This window comes from Arthrobacter sp. Leaf69 (assembly GCF_001422645.1).
In the GTDB taxonomy this organism is placed as follows: Bacteria; Actinomycetota; Actinomycetes; order Actinomycetales; family Micrococcaceae; genus Arthrobacter.
Genome location: NZ_LMLR01000016.1, coordinates 17224 through 38260 on the forward strand (window position 1 = coordinate 17224; position 21037 = coordinate 38260).

The 21037-nt window shown below is 64.4% G+C and carries 18 protein-coding genes and 1 pseudogene; 11 read left to right on the forward strand and 8 right to left on the reverse strand.

Annotated features, from left to right (window positions below):
- Positions 1-140: 140 nt before the first annotated feature.
- Both ASE96_RS17360 and ASE96_RS17365 read left to right on the forward strand, forming a co-directional pair.
- Positions 141-563: a helix-turn-helix transcriptional regulator gene (locus ASE96_RS17360; RefSeq protein ID WP_056433349.1), complete on the forward strand. Its 423-nt coding sequence runs from the start codon at positions 141-143 to the stop codon at positions 561-563.
- A 38-nt stretch (positions 564-601) separates the two neighbouring features.
- Positions 602-1003, forward strand: coding sequence for a VOC family protein (locus ASE96_RS17365; RefSeq protein ID WP_056433354.1), 402 nt, complete (start codon positions 602-604; stop codon positions 1001-1003).
- 38 nt (positions 1004-1041) lie between these two features.
- Here the strand turns inward: ASE96_RS17365 and ASE96_RS17370 are convergent, their stop codons facing one another.
- Positions 1042-2277, reverse strand: coding sequence for an acyltransferase family protein (locus ASE96_RS17370; protein ID WP_082492829.1), 1236 nt, complete (start codon positions 2275-2277; stop codon positions 1042-1044).
- A gap of 86 nt (positions 2278-2363) precedes the next feature.
- Here ASE96_RS17370 and ASE96_RS17375 point away from each other — a divergent pair, with 86 nt between their 5' ends.
- Entirely contained in the window at positions 2364-2627 is a 264-nt protein-coding gene (locus tag ASE96_RS17375) for a type II toxin-antitoxin system Phd/YefM family antitoxin (protein WP_056433358.1), read from the forward strand.
- An 8-nt stretch (positions 2628-2635) separates the two neighbouring features.
- Entirely contained in the window at positions 2636-3043 is a 408-nt protein-coding gene (locus ASE96_RS17380; RefSeq protein ID WP_235500320.1) for a type II toxin-antitoxin system VapC family toxin, read from the forward strand.
- Between the two features lie 48 nt (positions 3044-3091).
- On the opposite strand, the gene ASE96_RS17385 is transcribed toward ASE96_RS17380, so the two are convergent.
- Positions 3092-4246, reverse strand: coding sequence for a DUF6226 family protein (locus tag ASE96_RS17385; RefSeq protein WP_156367654.1), 1155 nt, complete (start codon positions 4244-4246; stop codon positions 3092-3094).
- Positions 4247-4376: 130 nt separating this feature from the next.
- Complete coding sequence (locus tag ASE96_RS17390; RefSeq protein ID WP_056433367.1) at positions 4377-5225, reverse strand: esterase/lipase family protein; 849 nt, start codon at positions 5223-5225, stop codon at positions 4377-4379.
- A gap of 410 nt (positions 5226-5635) precedes the next feature.
- Between ASE96_RS17390 and ASE96_RS17395 the strand changes: the two genes are divergently transcribed.
- Together ASE96_RS17395 and ASE96_RS17400 are read left to right on the forward strand one after the other, a co-directional pair.
- Positions 5636-6007, forward strand: coding sequence for a TfoX/Sxy family protein (locus ASE96_RS17395; protein WP_056433370.1), 372 nt, complete (start codon positions 5636-5638; stop codon positions 6005-6007).
- Positions 6008-6009: 2 nt separating this feature from the next.
- Positions 6010-7281 (forward strand): flavin-containing monooxygenase, encoded by a 1272-nt coding sequence (locus tag ASE96_RS17400; RefSeq protein WP_056433377.1) that lies wholly within the window; start codon positions 6010-6012, stop codon positions 7279-7281.
- Positions 7282-7301: 20 nt separating this feature from the next.
- Here ASE96_RS17400 and ASE96_RS17405 read toward each other — a convergent pair whose 3' ends face one another.
- Complete coding sequence (locus ASE96_RS17405) at positions 7302-8240, reverse strand: LysR family transcriptional regulator (RefSeq protein ID WP_056433826.1); 939 nt, start codon at positions 8238-8240, stop codon at positions 7302-7304.
- A 241-nt stretch (positions 8241-8481) separates the two neighbouring features.
- Between ASE96_RS17405 and ASE96_RS17410 the strand changes: the two genes are divergently transcribed.
- The 5 genes and pseudogenes from ASE96_RS17410 (at position 8482) to ASE96_RS19265 (ending at position 13854) form a co-directional block, all read left to right on the forward strand.
- Entirely contained in the window at positions 8482-9600 is a 1119-nt protein-coding gene (locus ASE96_RS17410) for a PrpF domain-containing protein (protein ID WP_056433379.1), read from the forward strand.
- A 12-nt stretch (positions 9601-9612) separates the two neighbouring features.
- Positions 9613-11088 carry an SLC13 family permease gene (locus ASE96_RS17415; RefSeq protein ID WP_082492830.1) on the forward strand — a complete coding sequence of 492 codons (1476 nt, stop codon included), beginning with the start codon at positions 9613-9615 and terminating at the stop codon, positions 11086-11088.
- Between the two features lie 210 nt (positions 11089-11298).
- Positions 11299-12300: pseudogene (locus ASE96_RS17420) on the forward strand (NAD(P)-binding domain-containing protein); the annotation flags it as partial.
- 120 nt (positions 12301-12420) lie between these two features.
- Entirely contained in the window at positions 12421-12894 is a 474-nt protein-coding gene (locus ASE96_RS17425) for a hypothetical protein (RefSeq protein WP_056433382.1), read from the forward strand.
- A 447-nt stretch (positions 12895-13341) separates the two neighbouring features.
- Positions 13342-13854 carry a hypothetical protein gene (locus tag ASE96_RS19265; RefSeq protein ID WP_156367655.1) on the forward strand — a complete coding sequence of 171 codons (513 nt, stop codon included), beginning with the start codon at positions 13342-13344 and terminating at the stop codon, positions 13852-13854.
- A gap of 85 nt (positions 13855-13939) precedes the next feature.
- Here ASE96_RS19265 and ASE96_RS17435 read toward each other — a convergent pair whose 3' ends face one another.
- From ASE96_RS17435 to drmB, 4 genes are all read right to left on the reverse strand, one after another.
- A complete protein-coding gene (locus ASE96_RS17435) occupies positions 13940-15733 on the reverse strand; it encodes a DUF262 domain-containing protein (protein WP_056433387.1) in 1794 nt (597 codons plus the stop codon).
- Between the two features lie 296 nt (positions 15734-16029).
- Positions 16030-16839, reverse strand: a complete 810-nt coding sequence (locus ASE96_RS18970) for an HNH endonuclease (RefSeq protein ID WP_235500322.1) — start codon at positions 16837-16839, stop codon at positions 16030-16032.
- Positions 16840-17899: 1060 nt separating this feature from the next.
- Positions 17900-18907, reverse strand: a complete 1008-nt coding sequence (locus ASE96_RS18975) for a DNA cytosine methyltransferase (RefSeq protein WP_082492846.1) — start codon at positions 18905-18907, stop codon at positions 17900-17902.
- Between the two features lie 216 nt (positions 18908-19123).
- Positions 19124-21028, reverse strand: a complete 1905-nt coding sequence (gene drmB, locus ASE96_RS19640) for a DUF1998 domain-containing protein (RefSeq protein WP_082492831.1) — start codon at positions 21026-21028, stop codon at positions 19124-19126.
- Positions 21029-21037: the final 9 nt, after the last annotated feature.

Here is a 21037-nt window from a genome sequence, read left to right on the forward strand (position 1 = left end):
CATAAACACAACAACAGGATCAACACTACAGGAGTTTCGCGGGGCGGCTTACCAAAGCGGTTTTCACGGGACGACGGCGGGGTCCCCGCCGCCCCTATCCCGGCGCCCGGCGGGACGTCCCCCCGATCTAGAATGGCGGCATGACACCACAGGAGCTGGCAAACCTGGTGCACCTGCGCCGGGCGCGGGACCTGATCGACCGTGACTACGCCCGGCCGCTGGATGTGCCCACCATGGCTGCCGGTGCGCTGATGTCCCCGGCGCACTTCTCCCGCCAGTTCAAAGCGGCCTACGGCGAGACCCCGTACAACTACCTCATGACCCGGCGGATCGAACGCGCCATGGCGCTGCTGCGGGCCGGTTCCAGCGTGACGGATGCGTGCATGGAGGTGGGCTGTACCTCGCTGGGATCGTTCAGCTCGCGGTTCACCGAGATCGTGGGCATGCCGCCCAGCGAGTACCGGTCGCGGGAGCACCATGCGGTGAACGCCATGCCGCCGTGCATTGCCCGGCTGCGCACCCGGCCGCCCCGGAAGCAGGGCGTGCAAGCCGAGCAGGATTGAAGAAGCGCCCCCGCAGCCGCTGCCCTAGCGTGGAAGACATGAACATTTCACTGCAGTACTCACAAATCACCGTCAATGACCTCGACGAGTCCCTCGCGTTCTACAGGGACGTGCTCGGCCTGGAAGTGCGCAACGACGTCGGCTCGGACGGGCAGCGCTGGGTCACCCTCGGCAGCGCGGCCCAGCCGGATCTGGAGCTGGTGCTGTCCGAGCCGCATGCCGGCCGCTCCCAGGACGACGGCGACGCCCTCCAGCAGCTGCTCGTCAAGGGCGCCCTGCCCATCCTGGTGTTCCGCACGGACGATCTGGACGCCACGTTCGAGGCGGTCCGGGCCTCCGGCGCGGAGGTCCTCCAGGAACCCATCGTCCAGCCCTGGGGCCCGCGGGACTGCGCGTTCCGTGACCCGTCCGGCAACATGGTCAGGTTTAACCAGGCCTGACGGGCACGGCGAACGACGCCGGGGCGGACGCAACCGCGCTAGCTGCGGTGACCCGCGCCCGCCTCGGCCATGGCGCGGACAGGTGGGGCTTCCGGAGTGGCCGGGGCGGCCGGACGCTCCGGGGTGGCCGAGGTGTCCGCGGGCGCCTCAGGTGCGTCACTGCGCATCCGGCGCCCCACGGCACGCCCCGCGGCCATTGAGAGCCGGTGGGCGGGCTGTTCCACGTAGCGGTAGAACAGCTCGGCGGCCACAAACGAGGCGGCCACAGAGACGGCGAGCGCCAGCGGGAGCGAGACGGATCGCAGCAGGGTGACGGCGGCCAGGATGATCGGAAGATGCACCAGGTAGAGGCTGAAGGACACGCGTCCCAGCCATTGCGCCACGGCCGTGTCGCCGAGTCGCTTGGCCGGGTCCCAGGACACGAAGAGCAGGACGATCAGCACCGCGCCCACCGTCACAATGGCCTCGACGCCGGGGACCGGCTGTTTGGAGCTGATCCACTCCGCGTTGGCCAGGAAGATGCCCGCGGCGGCCACGAAGAACCAGACGATGCGGGGCCAGGACTGCGTCAGCCCACTGATCCGTTCACATTCAACGCCCAGGACCGCCCCGATGGCGAAAATCGGGAGATAGGACAGCCACTCCACGTCCTGCACTGCTCCAATCACGGCCAGCAGCAGTGCAAGGCCGATTTTCACGGGCCAGAACCGCCGCCAGCGGAGGGCGAAGAGGACGTAAATCGGGAGCAGGAGGGAAAACGCGACCTCCCATTTCAGCGACCACAGCGGGGTGTTGATGGTACTCGCGCTCAGCAGCAGCAGGCCGTCCTTGAGGACCTGACCCACGCTGGGGTCGATCACGTACATATCCGCCCACGGGCTCTGCAGGGGCGACGCCGTCCGGGGGATGAGGGCAATCAACGCAACGGCCACCGCCAGGGACGCCCACGCCGGTAAGTACAGGCGGAAAAAGCGCTTGGCGTAGTACTGGGCCCAGCTCCTCGCCGCCCCCGGCCTGGTGAACGGCAGGACCAGGACGAAGCCGGAAAGCACAAAGAACACGTGGACCGCAGGAGTGCCGTTCCAGAGGACATGCAGCGGGGAGAAGACTGCCCATGCCTCCGTGGTAGTGAGTTCCGCGGAGCGGTCGTGGCTGACTGCGCTCCCGATTCCGGGGAGCGTCGACATGACGTGGCAGGCGACAACCACCAGGGCGGCGAGCCCCCTGAGGCCGTCCAGCTGCGTGACTCTTGAATGAGCAGACTTAGAGCGCATTCACCTTATGTTACCAGTTCGTTACATTGCAGCCCGGACCCTTCCCGCCTGACTCCGTCATTGCTACGATTGCTACGGAGGCAGCCATGACGACCATTCCGCACCGCGAACTGCGCAACCAGAGCAGCAAGATTCTTGAGCGCGTGAAGAACGGCGAAACCATCGATGTCACGAACAACGGCGAAATCACCGCCACCCTGATCCCTCCGTCCGCCTCCCCCTTCGAGCGGCTCTTGCTGGCAGGGCAGGTCCGGCCAGCGGCCGGCGTCATTGACTTTCAGGCAATGCCGCGCGTCCGTCAGGCCGCGGGCACGGCGGACATCCTGGCGGACCTTCGCGGGGACCGTTGATCATCTACGTGGACACCTCTGCTGCCCTCAAACTCGTGGTGGAGGAGAAGGAATCAACCGCCGCCGCCACGTATCTTTCAACGGCGGCGGCCCGCGGTGACAAGCTGGTGGCGTCCATGTTGCTCTACACGGAGCTTCATTGCGCCGCCCACCGGCGCGGTCTACCCGGCGGGCTGGTCAATTCCGTGCTCGGTGGACTCAATCTGGTGGATCTGGCGCGTTCGGACCTGATGTACGCGGCCGCCCTCCCCGGCGGTTTGCGGAGCGTTGATGCCATCCATCTCGCGTCGGCCATCCGGCTGCAGTCCGACGTTCTGGTTGCCTACGACGCCGAACTGCTCACCGCGGCAGTGGAAGCCGGACTCAACGTCCTGTCCCCGGGCAGCAACTCCCCTTACGCTGGTGGCCAGGACTGAAGGTTCATCGCACCAAATTCTGATCGGCCCGAATAAGGGCTTCCGGCGTCAGCTCCGGCGCAGCGGCCAGGCACTCCACACGCCGGACACCTCCCGCAGCCTGACCTCAGCGTCATGGAGCCGGACGGCCGCTGCCGGGCCGGGTTCGCCTTGTCCGCTTTCCGAGCCGGAGCCGTCGAACGCGGTCAGGGCATATTCGCTCCACCGCTTGCGGCCCACCGGGTAGCGTTCGCTGTAGCCGCCGGCCGCGACCGAGAGCGCAAGCATTTCCAGCCGGTCCGCCACCGTCTCCGCCGTCTCGTCGCAGGCATCGCAGCCGCACACGGGAAACGGGAAGTCGTGCAGCACCCCGGCGTGGACCATGACCCCCGGGTACCCGGTCAGCACAAACGTCAGGGCTGCCGCCCCGGCATCCCGAGGAGTGATCTTGACCGCCTGCAGCACCGCTTTCGGCTCCATCAGTAGTTCCCCGGCGAGGGCCGGATCGTCCTGGACGTCGACGTCGTACACCGCCGCCAGACGTTCGATCAGCGCACGTGCGACGACGTGAAGTCCGGCGAAGCGCTCCGGGTGGCTGTCCACGCTGTAGGAATCCGGGTCGGGCCCGTCGGCGCCCCATTTCCGGCCGTAGGGAATGGGCTCCCCCTGAGCGGAGTAGTAGGTGACGGCCGGGAGGGGCGGCCGGACATAGCGGGGTTGCCCCGTCGCAGCGGGTACCGGGCGGGGCGGCATTGCCGCGGGCTCATCCGGCTCTTCCTGGGCCCAGTCCGACAGCAAGGAAATCAGCCCGCGGACCGCAGCGTCGTCCGCGCTGCGCAGACCCTCCAGCAGGCGGTCGACCTCGAACTGCTTCGCCCGGTTTCCCACCGTGGGTGGGGCCCCTTCGTAGGCGGTCCACTGCGCGTCCGGCCGCAGCCGGGCAAGGGTGTTCCCGGCGAAGACGGTTGCGGCCGCGCTGAGCCTGCTGTCCTCCGCGATCTGGGAGTCGGCCGTGCGCAGGAACCAGATCAGCAGTTCGGGGTCGGCGGCCAGTTCGTCGGCCCGCACGCCCTGCGCCGCGCAGAAGTCAACGAACGCGGCGTAGCCTCCCACATGCCGGACCACTGCGGGGCCCGGCCCTTCCCGGTACAGCGCGGTGCCGCGTGACGTGGGCGCGGGCAACCCGGCGGGCGGTCCTTCGAACAAGTCCTCTGTCGTCCCCATACCGCGATCGTAGTCCGCGGGGCTGCGGGGGCCGAGGACCGCATTGGCGCCGCTGACTCCCAACTCTGCCACGCCGTCGGCCGCGGTTCGCGGAGAGCCCTTCTGTCCCCGGGCCTCCCGCCACGCACTGCTAGATGCATGTGGGCTGGTAGGCCGGATCAGCGGGTCCCGACACCTTGCCCAGTGCATGGGCCACAATCTGGTGCACCACGGGGTCGTTCGGCGTCTGGTCATGTTCGAAGGCGTCGGCCGGGCATTTGTCCTGGATGGTGATGTTGGTGACCTGCCGCGCCGTCCCGTTGAGGAACTGGCTGTTGTAGGGAATGACCACTTCGTCGTGCACCGTGGAGATGACGGTATAGGAGGGTCCCGCAACCGTATCGCCGATGGCGTTGAGCTTCTGCATAAAAGCCGACCCCACCTGCTGATCCGCGCAGGCGGCACACCCCAGGCCGGTGTAGTCGGGATCCGGGACAGCGCCCGGCTGCGGGACGATCACACCTTCCGTGCCGTGGTTGGAGGGTGCGATCCCGATGAGCTGATGGACATTCTTGGCGCCGCCCAGAAAGCCCATGTAGTAGCGGGGCATCATGCCGCCCTGGCTGTGGCCCACCAGATCCACCTGCTTGGCGCCGGTGGCGGAACGCACCTTATCCACGAACGGCGCGAGTTGCTGCGCCGAGTCCGCGACCGGCGCCGTGGCATATACGCCGTTGGTCTCGCCGTAGTTGAGGGCGAAGACGCAGTACCCGGCGCTCTTGAGGTACGGCGAGAGGGTGGACCAGTTCTTGTCCATGCTCTCAAAGGTTCCAGGCACCAGGATGACCGGATACGGATGTTCAGCGCTGGGTTTGCAGGACCAGTCATTGGCACCCGGCGGGGACAGCTCAACAGTTCCCGCATGGGCGGGAGCCGCGGCCAGGGACCCGGCCAGGAAGGCAACGGCGGCGGTGGACAGGACTTTGGTGAGCAGTGACATAGAAACCTCTTTGTTCGTGTGTCAGCGGGCTGCGGGCCAGCAGTAATGCCTGTGCTGCAGGTCAGCCAGGGTTGCCCGGATACTCCAACGTAGGCAGCCCGGAGCCCGGTGCGGCTATGGATTTGCACGGATGTGCACGAAAACCGGCTCCGCGGGTTGACCCTGTCCCGTCCTGAAGTGCCGCTCCCCCGCGCATCAAAGTTACTGGTCAGTAGGTCATTGTTGCCGGAGGGAGGTCTGGGTAAATCGTCAGCCGCGATTGCACAAACGTTCATCCGACGGGACGCCGGGGTCGCTGGCCATGTCGTCCGCCGGCTGCGCGCAGTACGAGCGCGGCTATACCGTGCTCAGCCGCGGGCATATCCTGCAGGAAGACCTGTCCGTGACCCACAGTTATCGGGGGAAGACCCATGGAAATGCCAAAAGCGTCCGACGCCGACAAGGAGCACTTCCGCTCGGTGCTGCCCGACCGTCCCGAGGTGGTGGTTAAACCGATGTTCGGAAACCTCGGGGCGTTCGTGAACGGCAACATGTTCGCCGGCCTGTTCGGCCCCACCATCGGTGTGAAGCTGGGCGAAGCGGACAAGGAAACGCTCGAAAGTACCGAGCGGACCGTTCCGTTCGGGCCGGCCGAGCGCCCCATGGGCGGTTACACCGGATTGCCGGAGATCTGGAATGCCGAGGGCGACGGCGATGAGGCGCGGGCCAAGGCCTGGGTGGAGAGAGCATTCGAGCACGTGGCCGGGCTGCCGCCAAAGGCCCCGAAGGCTTCTAAGAAGTAGCCATGCCCTCCCCCGGCGCAGGCCCAGTCCACGAGGTCGATACCCTGGTGGTCGGCGCTGGCCAGGCCGGCCTGGCGACGAGCTACTGGCTGAGCCGGCACGGCGTCGAACATCAATTACTGGAGCAGCGGCCGGAACTGGGCGGCGCCTGGCAGGACCGCTGGGACTCGTTTTACCTGAACACCCCGAACTTCTCGTTCCTGTTGCCGGAGCTGAGCTACGACGGACCCGAGCCGGAGGCCTTCCTCCCCCGGGACGAGGTGATCGGCCTCTTCCGTGACTACGCTGCGCGGATCAACGCGCCGGTCCGGCTCGGCACGGAGGTGACCCGGGCCGGCGTCGTCGACGGCCGCTTCGCGGTCGAGACCAATCAGGGCCGCTGGCACGCACGCAATGTGGTCCTCGCGAACGGCGCCTTCCAGCGGCCGCGGATTCCGGCGTCGGCCGCCATCCTCCCCCGGCACATCCGCCAGCTGCACAGCCACGACTACCGCAACGCGCGGCAGCTTCCCGACGGCGCCGTGCTGGTGGTGGGCACCGGGCAGTCCGGTGGCCAGATCACCGAGGACCTGCTCGACGCCGGCCGGGAGGTCCATCTGGCCGTCTCCACCTGCCCCGAGGCTCCGCGGCGGTACCGCGGCCAGGATATTTTCTACTGGATCCTGCAGGTCAACCTCCACGGCCCCGGGGTCGGCATCAACGGCCTCCAGGCGGACCAGCTGCCCTCACCGGCCGCGCGCTTCATGTGCAACCCGTTGATCTCCGGCAACGGCGGCGGCCACAGCATCCACCTCCGCGACCTCGGCCGCCGCGGTGTCCGGCTGCACGGCCGGTTTGAGGGGACGGACGACGGCGCCCTCGTCTTCAGCGACGACCTCCCCGCACGCCTCGCCCTGGTGGAGGCGGGGTTCCGCGAGCGGCTGGGGCGGATGGCCGACGCCTACATCGCCGCGGCAGGCATCGACGCCCCACCCGCAGAGCCCACGCCCACGCCCACGGACGACTGGCTGCCTGCAGGCTCCGGGGCGCGCTTGAACCTGGCCGCCGAGGGCGTGACCTCGGTCATCTGGTGCACCGGCTATGGCCTCGACTTCGGTTTCCTCGACATCCCGGTGCTGGACCAGTGGAACTACCCGCGGCACAGCCGCGGCGTCACCGAAGTCCCGGGTCTTTACGCCGTGGGCCTCCCCTGGCTCACGAAGCACCTGTCGGCCACGCTGTCCGTGGTGGGCGACGATGCGGAGTTCGTGGCCGAGCACATCGCAGGGCGGTGACCGGGCCGCCGTCGCCGTCGTTACAGGTAGTCTCCGGCCCGTTCGCGGGCGATTTCGAGCAGCGTGGAATGGAAGGCGACCTCTGCCGGGGCGTAGACCTTGTCCTGGCGTTGGGCCAGGAGGACGCGCCGCAGGGGCGCGGCGGAGCCGAGACTGATGACGCGGACGTCCGGGTGCTGCAGGGCCACGGCCGTCTTCGGCACCATGGCCACGCCCATCCCCACGCTCACCATCGCCTGCGCTTCCTGGTAGTCGTTGGCCAGGAAGCCGATGGTCGGCTCGAAGCCGGCCTCGTGGGCGGAGCGCTGCAGCACTTCGACCACGGGGTGCGCCTCGGCCCGCACAATCCACGACTCTTTGCGTAGCTCCTCCATCCGGATCTCGTCGCGGTCGGCCAGCGGATGGCTGCGGGACACCAGCAGCACCGTGCTTTCCTGGAACACCTCCGTGATCCGGATGGAATCGTCATGAAAGCGGTTCCAGGGGTAGTCCCAGAGCAGGCACAGGCCGGTCACTCCGGACTGCAGGTCGCTCACCAGGTCATCGAAGCGCGCGCTGCGGACGGACAGGCCGATGGCCGGGTACCGCTTCTTGAAGGCCCGGATGACAACCGGCAGGAACGAGCCGGCCAGCGTCGGAAACGTCCCGACGGTCAGGGAGCCGCGTTTGAGGCCGGCGATCTGGCCCAGGTCGGACTGGGCGGCGCGCATCTGTCCGATGACTTTGCGCGCGTGCCCGGCCAGCACCTGGCCTGCCTCCGTGGGCACCACCCCGCGGGAGCGCCGGTTCAGCAGCGGCTGCCCCACCTCCTGCTCAAGTTTCCGCAGCTGCTGCGAAACGGCGGAGGGCGTGTACATCATCAGCTCGGCCGCGGCGGTGATGGATCCCTGCTCCACCACCTCCACCAGCAGGGCGAGGCGCCGAATGTCGAACAATTCTTGGTCAGGATCGTTAAGCAACACTTTGCCCTTCTGTTGGATTCGTTAATTCTATACAGTCACCCTCCCGTTCGCGGGGTGAAGTGAGCAATTTGCGACGGCGGCACTTCCCTAGGCGGTATCGCGTGAGCTTCAGCGACGGTGAATGAAGCATCGCTACACTCCTTTGCAGAAATCCAACCTTGTCTTCATTTGTGATCTGGATCAATCTCGAATCAAGCCCTTGAACACCTCGGGGCAGAACCGAAGCAAGGAACAGACCATGAAGATCGAAGCGGAGTGGATGCGCGGAGGCACCAGCAAATGCTGGGTTTTCGAAACCGGCCAGCTGGGGGAAACCGGGACCAGCCCGGACGTCCTGCTGCCCCGCCTGTTCGGCAGCCCCGACCACCGGCAGATCGACGGCGTCGGCGGGGCCACCTCCACCACCAGCAAGGCGATGATCCTCCACCGCCCCGCCGATGCCGGCGTCGACGTCGAATTCACCTTCGCCCAGGTGGGCATCGAAGAGGCCACCGTGGACTGGGGCAGCAACTGCGGCAACTGCTCGGCAGTGGTGGGCCTGTACGCCATCGAAAAGGGCTGGGTGGTCCCCACCGGCGACGTCACCCGGATCGTCACCCGCAACACCAACACCGGACAGGTCATCATCCAGCGGGTCGCGACGCCGGCCGGCGCCTTGCCGATCGTCCCGCAGGCCCAGATGCCCGGCGTCCCGTTCCCGGGCTACCGGGTGGGGCTCGGCTTCCTGGACCCGGCCGGCAAGACCACCGGCCGGTTGCTTCCCACCGGATCGGCGACCGATACCATCGTCGCCGGGGGGACGCGCTGGACCGTTTCCATGGTCGACGCCGGAGCTCCCGTCGTCATGCTGCGCGCCGAGGACCTGGGCCTGGACCCGGAGCGCTACGGCAGCTGGCCCGCCGGGCTGGAACTGCAGCTTGACACCCTGGAACACATCCGGCGCCAGGCAGCGGTGCGGATGGGGCTCGCAGCGACTCCCGGCGAAGCCGCCCGCGCCGTCCCCAAGGTCGCCGTCGTCGCCGCGCCGGCGCCGTCGGACGCCGGCAGCGACGTCGCCGTCGTCATGCTGTCAATGGGCAAGCCGCACCCGGCCCTGGCCATCACCGGCAGCATCGCCCTGACCCTCGCGGCCCGCACCCCGGGCACGCTGCTGGGCGACATCACCGGCGGCACCGCCGGCCCCACCCTGCGGCTGCGCACCCCGGCCGGGGTCATCGAAACCTGGATCGAGGAACGGGACGGGCAACTGCTGGTCGGCGTCGACCGCACCGCCCGCACCATCGCCACCACCACCATCCACCTTCCCGAGGCCCTCGGCACCGCCGTCGACGCCGCCTTTGCCAGCGCTACTCAATGAGGAGACAGCATCATGACTAACATCGCAGAAAAGACTGCAGAACAGCCCACGGAACAGACTGCCGTACAGGCCGCCCCCGGCGGCACGCGCGTCGAGCCCTCCCGGCGGCCCGACCGCCGCCGCCGTGTCCTGCTGGTGGCGGTAGCCGCCCTTACTATGCTGGGTCTGGCGGCCCTCCTGTTTGGAGGTGTCCTCTTTAACCCCGCGGCCGCCTCTGAATCGGAGCCGACCATGACCGCCACCCAGATCATTCCGCTCGTCATCCTTGTGGTGATGTTCGTCGTCGCCACGAAATGGCCGCTGAACATCGGCGTCATGGGGCTGGTGGCGTCCTTCGGCGTCGGCTACTTCATCCTGGGCATGAGCGACAAGGAGATCCTGGCGGACTTCCCGGCCAGCATCGTCCTGACGATCATCGGCGTGACGTACTTCTTCAGCATGGCGCAGCGGAACGGGTCCATCGACATCATCGTCCAGACCTGCGTGCGGCTGGTGCGGGGCAAGACCATGCTGCTCCCCTGGGTGTTCTTCCTGTTGGCCGCGGCGCTGACGGCGCTGGGCACCTTCTCCCCCGCGGCGGTGGCGCTGCTGGCGCCGGCGGCCCTGGGCCTGGCGTACGAGTCACGCATCCACCCGGTCCTGATGGGCGCCTTCGTCATCAACGGAGCCCACGCCGGCGGCTTCTCCCCGCTGTCCGTCGCCGGTGTGCTGGTGCACGACATCGCCCTGAAGAACGGCTTCCCCATCTCACAGGGCGGGCTCTTCCTGGCCAGCTTCGCCCTGAACTTCATCCTCTCCGCGCTGACCATCGTGCTGTTCGCCCTGCTGGGCAAGCTGCGCGACAAGCACGGCAACGAGTACACCGGCCTGGACACGGCCCGCACCGGCCGCCCCGGGGGCCAGCAGATCTTCACCCTGTTTTTGATCGCCGCGATCCTGGTGTGCACCCTGGGCTTCCACATGCCGATCGGCTTCGTGGCCCTCTCCGCCGGCCTGCTGCTGGCGTTCGTCAACATCAAGGAACACAAAACGTTCATCGGGGGCGTGTCCTGGTCCACCGTCCTGCTGGTGGCCGGCATGATCACCTACGTCTCCCTGCTCCAGCACGTGGGCGTCATCGACACCCTCGCCGAGATGGCCCTGGCCCTGGGAGCGCCGCTGCTGATCGCCCTGGTCCTCTGCTACGTCATCGGCGTCGGCTCCGCCTTCGCGTCCTCGACGGCGCTGCTCACCGCGTTCATCCCGATGGCCGGCCCGCTGCTGGCCACCAGCTCGCTGAGCGCCTCCGGCACGGTCGCGGCCCTCGCCATCGCGGCCACAGTGGTGGACGTCTCCCCCTTCTCCACCGACGGCGCCCTGGTGGTGGCCAACGCCCGCGACAACGACCGCCAGCGCGTCTACCGCCAACTCATGATGTACGCCGGCGGAGTCGTTCTCGTGGCTCCCGCGCTGGCCTGGGTTCTGCTGGTGCCGACCGGGATTATGTAGGAGGGACGCCCGAATCCCGGGGCCCGCGCAGGCACGTAGGACTGCCGGACCGACTCCGGCAAGCGCACGGGACAACCCTGCACTCCAACGCAACAGGAAACCCGATAGACGGGCGCAGGTAAACCCCGTACGCACCAAAGGCAGGACGGCTCTGACAGCCGCCCTGCCTTTGGCTTGCCGGGAAGCGTTAGTCCGCATCAACCGTGACTCAGCATCGGCGCTCCTGTCCGGACGGGTGCGGATGTCACGCGTGTCGCGCCCGCGGAGGGCGGCGGCTTCAACGTGGCCACAACCCGGGGCAGCTGGCGGGCCCGGAACGTGGTGCTCGCTACCGGCGGTTACCAGACGCCGAAAATCCCCGCGCTGTCGGCGCAACTGCCCAGCCACATCCTGCAACTTCACACCGACAGCTACCGCAACCCGGGCCAACTGCCCGACGGTGCCGTGCTCATCGTCGGCACCGGCCAGTCCGGCGGCCAGATCGCCGAGGAACTGCTCGGCGTCGGCCGCGAAATCCACCTGGCGGTGTCCACGTGCCCGGAAGCACCGCGCCGGTACCGCGGCCAGGACCTCCTCTATTTGATGATGCAGCTTGCACAATTCGGCCCCGACTACGGACTGAACGGCCTCACCGTGGGGCAGCTGCCCTCCCCCGCGGCGAGGTTCGTCTGCAACCCGCTGGTGTCCGGCGCCGACGGCGGCCACGACATCCACCTGCGGGACCTCGGACGCCGCGGCGTCCGGCTGCACGGCCATTTGGAAGCAGCCGACGACGGCGGCCTCGTCTTCAGCGATGACCTTCCGGAACGCCTGGCCCTGGTGGAGGCGGCGTTCTACCAGCGGATGAAACCGATGTTCGACAGCTATATTGCCGCAACCGGGATGCCGGCACCGGAGCCTGCGCCGCCGCGCCAGGACCGCTGGCTTCCGTCGGAGCCTGCGCGGCTGAACCTCGAGGCCGCCAACGTCACCTCGGTCCTCTGGGCCACGGGCTACCGGCTGGACTTCAGCATCCTGGACATCCCGGTGCTGGACGAATGGAACTACCCCCGGCACCACCGCGGCGTCACCGAACACCCGGGCCTGTACGCCGTCGGGTTGCCGTGGCTGACCGGGCACGGCTCGTCCATCGTGGCCGGAGGGGGCCGCGATGCGGAATACATTGCCCAACACATCGCCGGGAACATCGGCAAGGACATCGCCGCCCGGTGAAGGCGGCGTTCCGCAGGGGTGGCTACTCAGAGCGCAAGGCCTGTCGAAGTCCACTGGCGCGGCGAGGCCGGCCGCGCTGAACCATTCCCTGGCCCAGGCCTGGACCGAGGGTGCGGCGAGTTGCTCGGCAACAAGCTCCGGCGGTCCGTCGAACACGGACTTCCCCTCCTCCAGGAGGTCCCCGGTGCCGCTGCCGGCAAGGAGCCCGAAGAGGGCAGGCTGGTCGAGGAAGGGAAGCTTCCCGCCGTCGCCGTCGGTCAGCACGCCCCAGCGCGAGGTGAACAGCGAAAACTCCTCCGGAGGTTCCCCGTGGTCCGCCTCGAGCGGGCAGGCTTCGCCGTCGAGCTGGATCCGCCGGTAGTTGGGCTCCGTCTCGTCGAGGGCCATCAGTTGGACATCGTCCAGCCACGAAAGCCAGACCGCTATGCACTCCCCCATCAGCGGATACGGGGCGGCGGCGATGTAACCGGCCTTGCTCACGTGGGCGGAGTGGCCAACGGCGATGTTGTGGAGCTGCCCCCGGACCAGCGGCAGGACCGCGCTGACAGGCTGGCGGTAGTTGGCGAATTTCCGCCGCATCACGTCGGCGCTTGAATTCGAACCGATGGAGACCACCAGGGAACGGGTTTCCAGCGGTGCCGCGCCGGCCTGTGCGAGGGCTTCGTCCAGTCCGGCTGAAGGCTCAAGGGGCCGGAATTCATTGCCGTCCATGACGCCCGAGGCCACGGGCGGGTCCCACGGATACAGCAGCGGATCGAGATGGCCGGCGCCGCCCGCCCCGTTTAGTGGCATGGAGTCAGCCGGGTGAAGCCGTCGGCATCCTGCTGGACTAATCAACGTGACCCACTTTCGTGGTCGGGACTTTCATTGTCCCGCACTATTGGGGGATCGGGGCGTTCTGCGCTTAGGGAGCCGAGCAGCCAGGGCGGCTTCGGTGCGAAGCAATTCCATCAATCCTCCAAGCAACCACCTGGCTCGCCCAGCACGGCGTGGAGCACCAGGTGCTGGAGCGGCGAGATGCCCTGGGCGGGGGCAGGACCGGTGCGACGCATTCTTGGACACGCCCAACTTTTCGTTCATGCTGCCGGGCTGACATATGACCGTCCCGAGCCGGATGCCCTCCTTCCCCGCGACACCGTCATTGACCTGTTCCGCGACTATTCTCAGCGGATCGCCGCGTGGGCACGTCATAGCAGAGAACGTGGTCGTGGCCAACGGCAACTTCCGGCGCCCGCGCATCCCTGCTCCCGCGGGACGGCCTGTCGGGCCTGTGCCAAGCTCCGTAGCCACGAGTTCCGCAGCGCGCAGCAGCTGCAGGACTTTGCGGTGCTGGTGGTGGGCGCCGGGCAGCGCGGCGGCAAATCACCGAATACCTGCTGGCTACGATTCGAGGAAACCGACGACGGCGTACTCGCCGTCATCGGCGTCCCCGGAGACCTGCAGCTGGTGGAAGCCGAGATCTGCCAGCGGCTGAAGCTGCTAACGGACGCCTACATCGAGGCGGCGCGCAGCGACGGGTGGGGTTCTCGGGGTAATGCCGTGTCAGGGCATTAGTGTCGCGAGACCCCTACGTAACCGTCGTTTCTCGACCCGGGTGATCGCCGCGATCTCGCGCCGCGAGCAGCTTTCCAAGTGAAGGCTACTGCTCGCCGAGATATCCCCCGAAATATGGCCAGCGTTCGAGCGCCCAAGCTTCAATTTTCTTGGAACGGCGTTGAATGTGGTCCGCGTTCCAGCTTTCATGATGCATGTAGACCTGCTTTGTGGTGGAGAAGACGGATTCGGACTGAAGCAACCTGCGGGCTTCGCTCCATGATTTGCAGCCCTTCGTGGAGTTGGCGTCCGGAGATAGTGGAACGAGATTACCCCAGGTGTTAAGCAGTCTCTTGTGGTCCTCGGCGGAGACTTCCCTCTTCCAGTCATCAGTGTGATTCTGGGGCATGAGGTGATCCACCGTCGTTGGAGGAAAAGTTTCAAGGACGTCCCCGCTGGTGAAGTCGCGCTCATATTCAAGCATGACGTATTTCTTGATTTTTCGGTGGTACAGGTCTCCATAGGCAATCGCCTGAGCGACCGACGAGTCGTCGGGAAACACGACCGTCGACGAAACGATCTTCCTTCTGACTGCCGCGGGATCGGAGCCGGCTTCCTTCCAAAGCTTCTTGAAAATTGCGTGGAGACCAGTCGGCTCGATGCCCTGCAACCCCCGACGGACCAGGAAGGATTCCATAATACGGAGACACTCAATCGCGGCAGAAGTACTGCACTCGCCGCTACTAGCGCTGGTGAGCAGTTGCATTATGTACGGGTACGTCGAACCGGGTCGGTTCAAGTCGACGAGGCGACGCACATACTCCGTCAGCTCGGACTCAACCTGGTCAAGCCGACCCGAGTGGATCGCGTTATAAGAAGCCTGATGTGAGCGGAGGTCGCTCATGAGCTCCAGGAGCTCACCGCGTGCATCTAGGTTTTTGTCTTCTAATGTCTCTGCCCATCGCCGCGACAGTGCGCTAAAGGTGGAGGCCTTTGTAACAGTCGAATCGACCGTCAGTGCAAAGGGAAAGAAGTACCCGGTCTTCGCAGCGCTGTCCGAGAAGGCCTCTTCAAAGGGCTTCCATTCATTCTGGTAGAGCTTGAGGGCCTGCTTGCCATCCTTGTCCAATCGCTTCAGTATGTCGTTTCGGACAAGGTCGATAATACCCAGCTTCACCCCTTCGTTGTTGAGGCGGTCGAACACTTCATTGGGGTCGTGGCTCGATCCCAGGCGGATCTCGACAAATTCCAGGCACTCCAGCAGCACGTCTCGAAGACTTTCTATGTTCGTCACTGCTTCATCGTTATTCAGTTCTACGTCATCCTGGGGTTTAGAGGTCCGTTTGACGATGTGCTTGAGAATTATCTGGTACGCCCGGGTCATGTCGCCGTCGGGATCCCCGGCCTCTCGGGACATATCGATTTCCAGATCAAACTCGTACCCAAAGGCCGAGCGCATGATGTCGTGAAACTGACGTGTATCCGTCAACGTCGGGCAGAGCTTCGGCTGATTCTTGCTGTTTTTCTTTCGGCTAACCAGGTACTGCTCAAATATGTCTTGGGCGATTTCTTTACCAGCATCGCCGAAATGTTGTGCATGCGCTGCCAGCGCCACCAGTGTGAGCACCATCGTCGTCAGGCGCTGCTGGCCATCAATGATCCAGTAACGTCCGGCCTGGGTGGCAGTGGCAGGCAGGTCTTCATTGAAAACAAGAGCGCCAAGGAATCGCCGGGGATAGGTTTCATCACGGACCGTGTCGATATCGTCCCAGAGTCGATCGATCTGGGCCTTCCCCCATACGTAGGGGCGCTGGAACAGTGGACAGTAGAGCTGCACATCATCCCCGAGTCGGACATTGAGGGTGACCGGATCGGCCCCGAGCTTTTCTTCAGTCGACATCCGTCGGCATTCCTTCTCTCAATTCACTTTCGCCCATCTAAGCACATGCGGTACGCCCCGCCGGACCAATTCAGCCCCGCCCGATCGGTATCCCGACTACTGGCGGAAGGCTCTGGGGATTGGCATGGGCAGTAGATGCGCGGCGTCCCCGACGCAGGAGGTGTCCGCGGTCAACGGGATCACTTATGCCTGACGACGTGCTGGCATCCGAAGGTCCGGGGAAGTTGATCTAACAGGCGCCCCGCCCCGGCGTGCTTTACGCCACCGGGACAGGGCCGAGACGAACCGAGTCATTCCTAAGACGCGCCGCCAGGAAGCTCCTCGCCCGAGCCGCCGTCGGCAATGCCATCCTCAGGCAACTCGACATGTGCACCGTCCACTGGGCCACCGACGAAATCAACCAGGCGGGCTTTCACTGCATCCCGATCAACAGCCGACAGTTGGTTAATCAGCCCCACTGCCCGCTCGGCCGGAGATGCATCGCGATGGCCTTTGACGATCCATCGGAGCACAAGGTTCTTGTCCCGACCGGTCAGGGCCTGCACGCGGTCCCAAACCTGTTCAAATGAAAGCCTACTTTCCGTGAAATGCTGAACGCTTTCATTGCACCGAGCGCATTCAGTCACAAGGTCGGACGGCGTCGAACCTGAACCGTGCTTATGGGGATGGACATGACCCAAAGTGAGTCGGGCCGTTGAACTGGGGTCATCCGGATAGGCCTCCCCGGCCAAGATTCCGCAGCGCACGCAACGGTGAAAGTCCCGGTTCATAACCTCCTGGCGCGTCCTTGCCGAAATCGCCCGCAATCCGGCTGCCCGATGCTCCTTTTCCCATACAGGGAGGCCGATTTTTTCAAGCATCAATTCGTCAGCTCCGAGGGCGGCCCGGTCACGGTACGTCGAAATCTTCCACCCGGCAGGACGAAGGTCCCTCATGCGCCGGTCGATCTGCTCGACGCCAGGCATCGCGTCCCGGAGCTGCTGCTTCTTGAAAGTTCCACCCTCTCCGACTTCAGTGGCAAGCCACAGGGCAACTCGCACGCGAGTGCCCTTTGCTTCACGCCAGCCAGGCATCTGCCCCGTCTCATCTACAGCGTTCATATCCATTCCATCCATTCTCTTCATCACGCACTCAGGTGCATCACATACGAACACTCAGATCCTACTTGCCGAAGATTGCCGCGGCAAGTCGCGGCAAGTAATAAATCCATGCGCGTGATCGCGGACAGTGGGACGCTTGGCAGGAGTTTCTGAAACGGTGGATTCGGGGTTGGCTGCCACACCGGGCGGCGCCTGGCTGGGTGGACTAATCATGAGCTGAACGAGCCCATGCCGACTGAAGTGCATCAGCAAGAGTTACTGCGGCAGCTCCTAGTCCAGGCCAAGAGCAGGGAATCGATCTCGTCGAACCGGACAATCCGTTCAACCGGCCGACCAAGATCAACAATGCGGCGTGGAAGACGTCTGCAACACGGCCTGCGACGGACTCGAGGGCCCGCCGCGGCCATCAACACCGGGTGGGAGCTGACCGCGGTCCAGAACCGAATCCGATCCGGAACTCCATCCGGTATGCGGCCTGGCAGTACAGGGACGAAATGTCCCATGGTCCCGCGGCCGGCCAATGCTGCACCGTCCGAATCCGCGGCCAAGGAACGATTCGTGGAATTCTCGACCCAATGGCGCCAACAGTACCCGGCGATAACTCGGCTGCCGGAGACGCCTAGAGCGACTTCGTGCCGTTTTTGGACTGTGACGCGGAAGCCGGCGGATCATCCGCAGCACTAGCTCCACACCGAATCCGTCAACGCCGATACTGGCGCGCGGTCCATGCCAGAGGCGATTTCCTAACCGAGCAAGCGGCCCCTGGAACCCCCTGTACTGGCGACTCGGGCACCGGACCCGAGCGGCCAAAAAAAGGGCACGATGGCGGGCTACGCTCTGGACATACACACAAATTGACGCTCCCCACTCGGGAAGCATGAGGGCTTGGCCGGAGCTCCGCAGACCCCTGCGGAGCTTCACCAGCACAAATTCCAGGCCACGTTCCAACCGTATTTCGCGGCCAGAACAGACTAAATGAAAACGAAATAAATGGTTCGCCGGCCGCGCCTTGTGCAATGGCAAGAAGTGCTCGAGTCAGGGCGTCAGCCGAGCAACAAACAACTATTTAGCTGACAGCTAGGAGTTCGCGCTCAACCGACTCCTCGAATATTGCGGTTTTAGCGGGCCTGACGCCTAAAGCCGCGGCAATCGACCTACCCATAGCCGCAGCAACAGGTGGCGGAAAAGCATTGCCAATCTGGCGGTAGACTGACGTTTTCTTCCCCGAAAACTGCCAATCCAATGGGAACCCTTGGATACGGGCAACCATTTCGTTGGTAAGACGAGGCACGTGGTCTAGCGGAGCGTCAGGGCCTGGCACCTCATTGGCAATGCCCTTCCCGTCAACGCCCAGCTGGAGCCATGCAGCCTTCGCTCGTGTGGGGCCCAAGTCAGCCCCTCCATGTTTCTTGGATCCGCCCACAACCGTTGGAGCGATACCGTCAGCTCTTCGTGCCCAAGCTGCCGCTCCGGGCCAGTTGCCGCTCTCCATCATTGGCAACAGAACTTCGCCTACTGTCGGTGGGACCCCGTGAGTCGACGGCCATTCGAATTTCTTGACGTAGCGCTTCTTTACCGCCACCAAGATGAATCTCGGACGGAGCTGGGGCACGCCAAACTCGCTGGAGTAGAACAGTTGCCAGTCGGCCTCGTATCCAAGGGTCCCTAATGCGTCGAGTATTGACTGCCGATAGGTGGAAAATCGTGCCGATGCCAGCCCCTTGACGTTCTCTAACATAACGGCGGATGGATTGGCCTCCCGTACGAGACGTAGAGCCTCCGGAAAAAGATCCCTCTCATCGTCGGCCCCAAGCTGCTTACCAGCGATGCTGAATGGCGGGCAAGGCACGCCTCCGGCCAGCAGGTCGACGCCCCTGAAGTCCTTGCCGCTGACTTCTCGAACGTCACCGTGGTGGACGTCCCAGGATGGTCGATTTAGCCGCAGCGTCGCAGCTGCATCGGTGTCGATCTCGACGGCCAACGAATGACCGAAACCGGCTTGTTCCAGCCCTACTGACTGGCCTCCAGCTCCGGCGCAGATTTCGAGCACAGTGAGTTTAGAGGGGGTTTTCATGTCGTCCATCATCTCATTTCGGCTGGCATGGTCTTGCCACTGAGGGCCTGTGTCTCAGACTTTGCCCTATACCTCCGACAGGAATAGAGTGCGTTGGCTCAGGAGCTGGGTGTCCGAGGACGTTCAATGCGCCACGCTCACTCCACCGCCGACCGTCGGCCCAACTGCGCCGCCAACGGCATCGGTCGGCACATCACGACTGTCGAGTGGGAACCGTCACAACAGTTCCGAGAAGAACCCGAGCGTCTTGTCTTCGTGGTCACCAATGAGTACGCCTCGGTCCAGCCATCTGTTGAACATTTCACATGAGGTCTCGGGCAGTAGACCGCATGAGTGGCAGGCCGCGAGATTGCAACCATCAGGCCCTTGTCCGGTTTTCCCAAGCTCCATGCACACGGGGTCGGACGAGCACCATTCGGACTCGAGCATTGCCTGGCTTAGTAGCTTCGACAGGTCTGCAGGGTTAGCCATCCGAACAAGTCCGCCCATTGTTCCCTCCGAGTCGCCCGCGGCAGTATAGATCAGGACCCCGGCTGTTTCGTCACTGGATGGTTGATCGCTCACATAGATACGCTCCCGGAGCGAAGCACTACCGTATCCACACGAAAAGATAAGCTGGTTTATCATGACGTGGGCGAACGTATGGAGCAAAACTAGTCGAGGACTGATCTTCAGCAAAGTCGGAGCTCCCCGGCCTTCAGCCAACTCCTCACGCCGGTGGTTCAGCTTGACAATTCGCTGAACTACCTTCGGATCTGACTCCCAAGAACGGAGCTTATCTTCTCGAAACTGAAAAAAGATGCCTTCGCCCCTCACCACATAAGCCGGCAACCATGGCTTTTCAAGGTTTTCATGAGAGCGCCGCAAGAGGTCCTTCCCATTGGACAGCCCCAGCGCCGAGTCCCTGAGCCTGGTGAAGCCCCTAAGAGCCCGCGTCTCACGCAATGACTCGACTCTGTGGACTAGGGCGAAATACTTCGCGGTTTCCCCTGTCAATCCAGGATTTGTGGTCTTCAAATCTGCGTAATCCTGAATCGTGCGCAGCGCCTCGTATTCTGGAGCCCGCCAACTGCTCTCAGGCTCCAGATCATCCTCGGTGCTAGATGACGCCTTTCCAGTCTCCACGTACTGGTCGGAGCCGAATAGCTCTGCGACAGCGGATTCGATGACGTCATCCGGGTACCCGAGGAGGTACTCCGCGGACAGTCTTTGCCGGATGATCGCCGCGGGAGGTGACACCAGTAGTTGAACCATTATGGAGAGGAGTGCATACACCTGGGGCCGCCGAAGGCTTTCGATCAGGTCTTGAGGCGAAGGAGATTCCCCCTGGGGGAGGAATATGGAGGATTCGACTTTCGGAAAGTAGACATTCCCTGCACCCCGCAATGCACCCCTCAACGGCTGTCCGCAAAATCCCAGCACTTCCTGCGCCCAAGGCTTAGACCCTCGACACGAAAATACCGATACTGGTGAGAGGGCCTCGGTTAGAACAGAGCTTTCGTTCCCATCCCGATCCAATGCTCCTTCGAGAACCCCTCCCAAGTTTCGGCTGGCGCCGCATGCGCACGTGACAAGCTGGCCAGCCAGCGTGCCACCCCCGGTCGAGCGCAGCGTCAAGGATCCCTGGCACGAGGGGTCTGGCGATTTGTGTACCCACTCAGCGAAAGGAAAATCCATGAGGTGCCCAGCTGGACAAATAGCCACAAACGGCACTTGATGCATGGTGGGTTTGGACTTCCAACCCTCGTGTAGTTGTGAATCACATCGAGGCACTTCGTTTAGGGTCAACGGCCATTTTTTTAGACGGCGGCATGCGGACCACGGGCAAAAACTCCAGCCTGGAAACCGAAGAACAGGCACGGACAAATTCGTGTTTGTCCCCGTTCCTTCAGAGTATTGGCTCCGTGTGCGATAGTCCGGTGGAAGGCGAAGTTCTTCAACACCAAGTCGCCGTAGCAACCTGGGGTCGTTCGCAGAAGCAGAGAATTCCTCCAGATACAGATCGCTCCCAGCGGGAGGTTTGAACCACGCGTCAAGTCCAGCTGTGACGACCGACGTACCATTTACCAGAGTACTCATGGCCCCTACGCCGAAGGGGCTGATCAACTGTCCACGACGCATTGGACCAAT

Coding starts and splice junctions, on each gene's coding strand:
- ASE96_RS17360 (WP_056433349.1), top strand. CDS start 141: ATGACACCACAGGAGCTGGCAAACCTGGTGCACCTGCGCCGGGCGCGG.
- ASE96_RS17365 (WP_056433354.1), top strand. CDS start 602: ATGAACATTTCACTGCAGTACTCACAAATCACCGTCAATGACCTCGAC.
- ASE96_RS17370 (WP_082492829.1), bottom strand. CDS start 2,277: ATGCGCTCTAAGTCTGCTCATTCAAGAGTCACGCAGCTGGACGGCCTC.
- ASE96_RS17375 (WP_056433358.1), top strand. CDS start 2,364: ATGACGACCATTCCGCACCGCGAACTGCGCAACCAGAGCAGCAAGATT.
- ASE96_RS17385 (WP_156367654.1), bottom strand. CDS start 4,246: ATGGGGACGACAGAGGACTTGTTCGAAGGACCGCCCGCCGGGTTGCCC.
- ASE96_RS17390 (WP_056433367.1), bottom strand. CDS start 5,225: ATGTCACTGCTCACCAAAGTCCTGTCCACCGCCGCCGTTGCCTTCCTG.
- ASE96_RS17395 (WP_056433370.1), top strand. CDS start 5,636: ATGGAAATGCCAAAAGCGTCCGACGCCGACAAGGAGCACTTCCGCTCG.
- ASE96_RS17400 (WP_056433377.1), top strand. CDS start 6,010: ATGCCCTCCCCCGGCGCAGGCCCAGTCCACGAGGTCGATACCCTGGTG.
- ASE96_RS17410 (WP_056433379.1), top strand. CDS start 8,482: ATGAAGATCGAAGCGGAGTGGATGCGCGGAGGCACCAGCAAATGCTGG.
- ASE96_RS17415 (WP_082492830.1), top strand. CDS start 9,613: ATGACTAACATCGCAGAAAAGACTGCAGAACAGCCCACGGAACAGACT.
- ASE96_RS17435 (WP_056433387.1), bottom strand. CDS start 15,733: ATGTCGACTGAAGAAAAGCTCGGGGCCGATCCGGTCACCCTCAATGTC.
- ASE96_RS18970 (WP_235500322.1), bottom strand. CDS start 16,839: ATGGATATGAACGCTGTAGATGAGACGGGGCAGATGCCTGGCTGGCGT.
- ASE96_RS18975 (WP_082492846.1), bottom strand. CDS start 18,907: ATGAAAACCCCCTCTAAACTCACTGTGCTCGAAATCTGCGCCGGAGCT.
- drmB (WP_082492831.1), bottom strand. CDS start 21,028: ATGCGTCGTGGACAGTTGATCAGCCCCTTCGGCGTAGGGGCCATGAGT.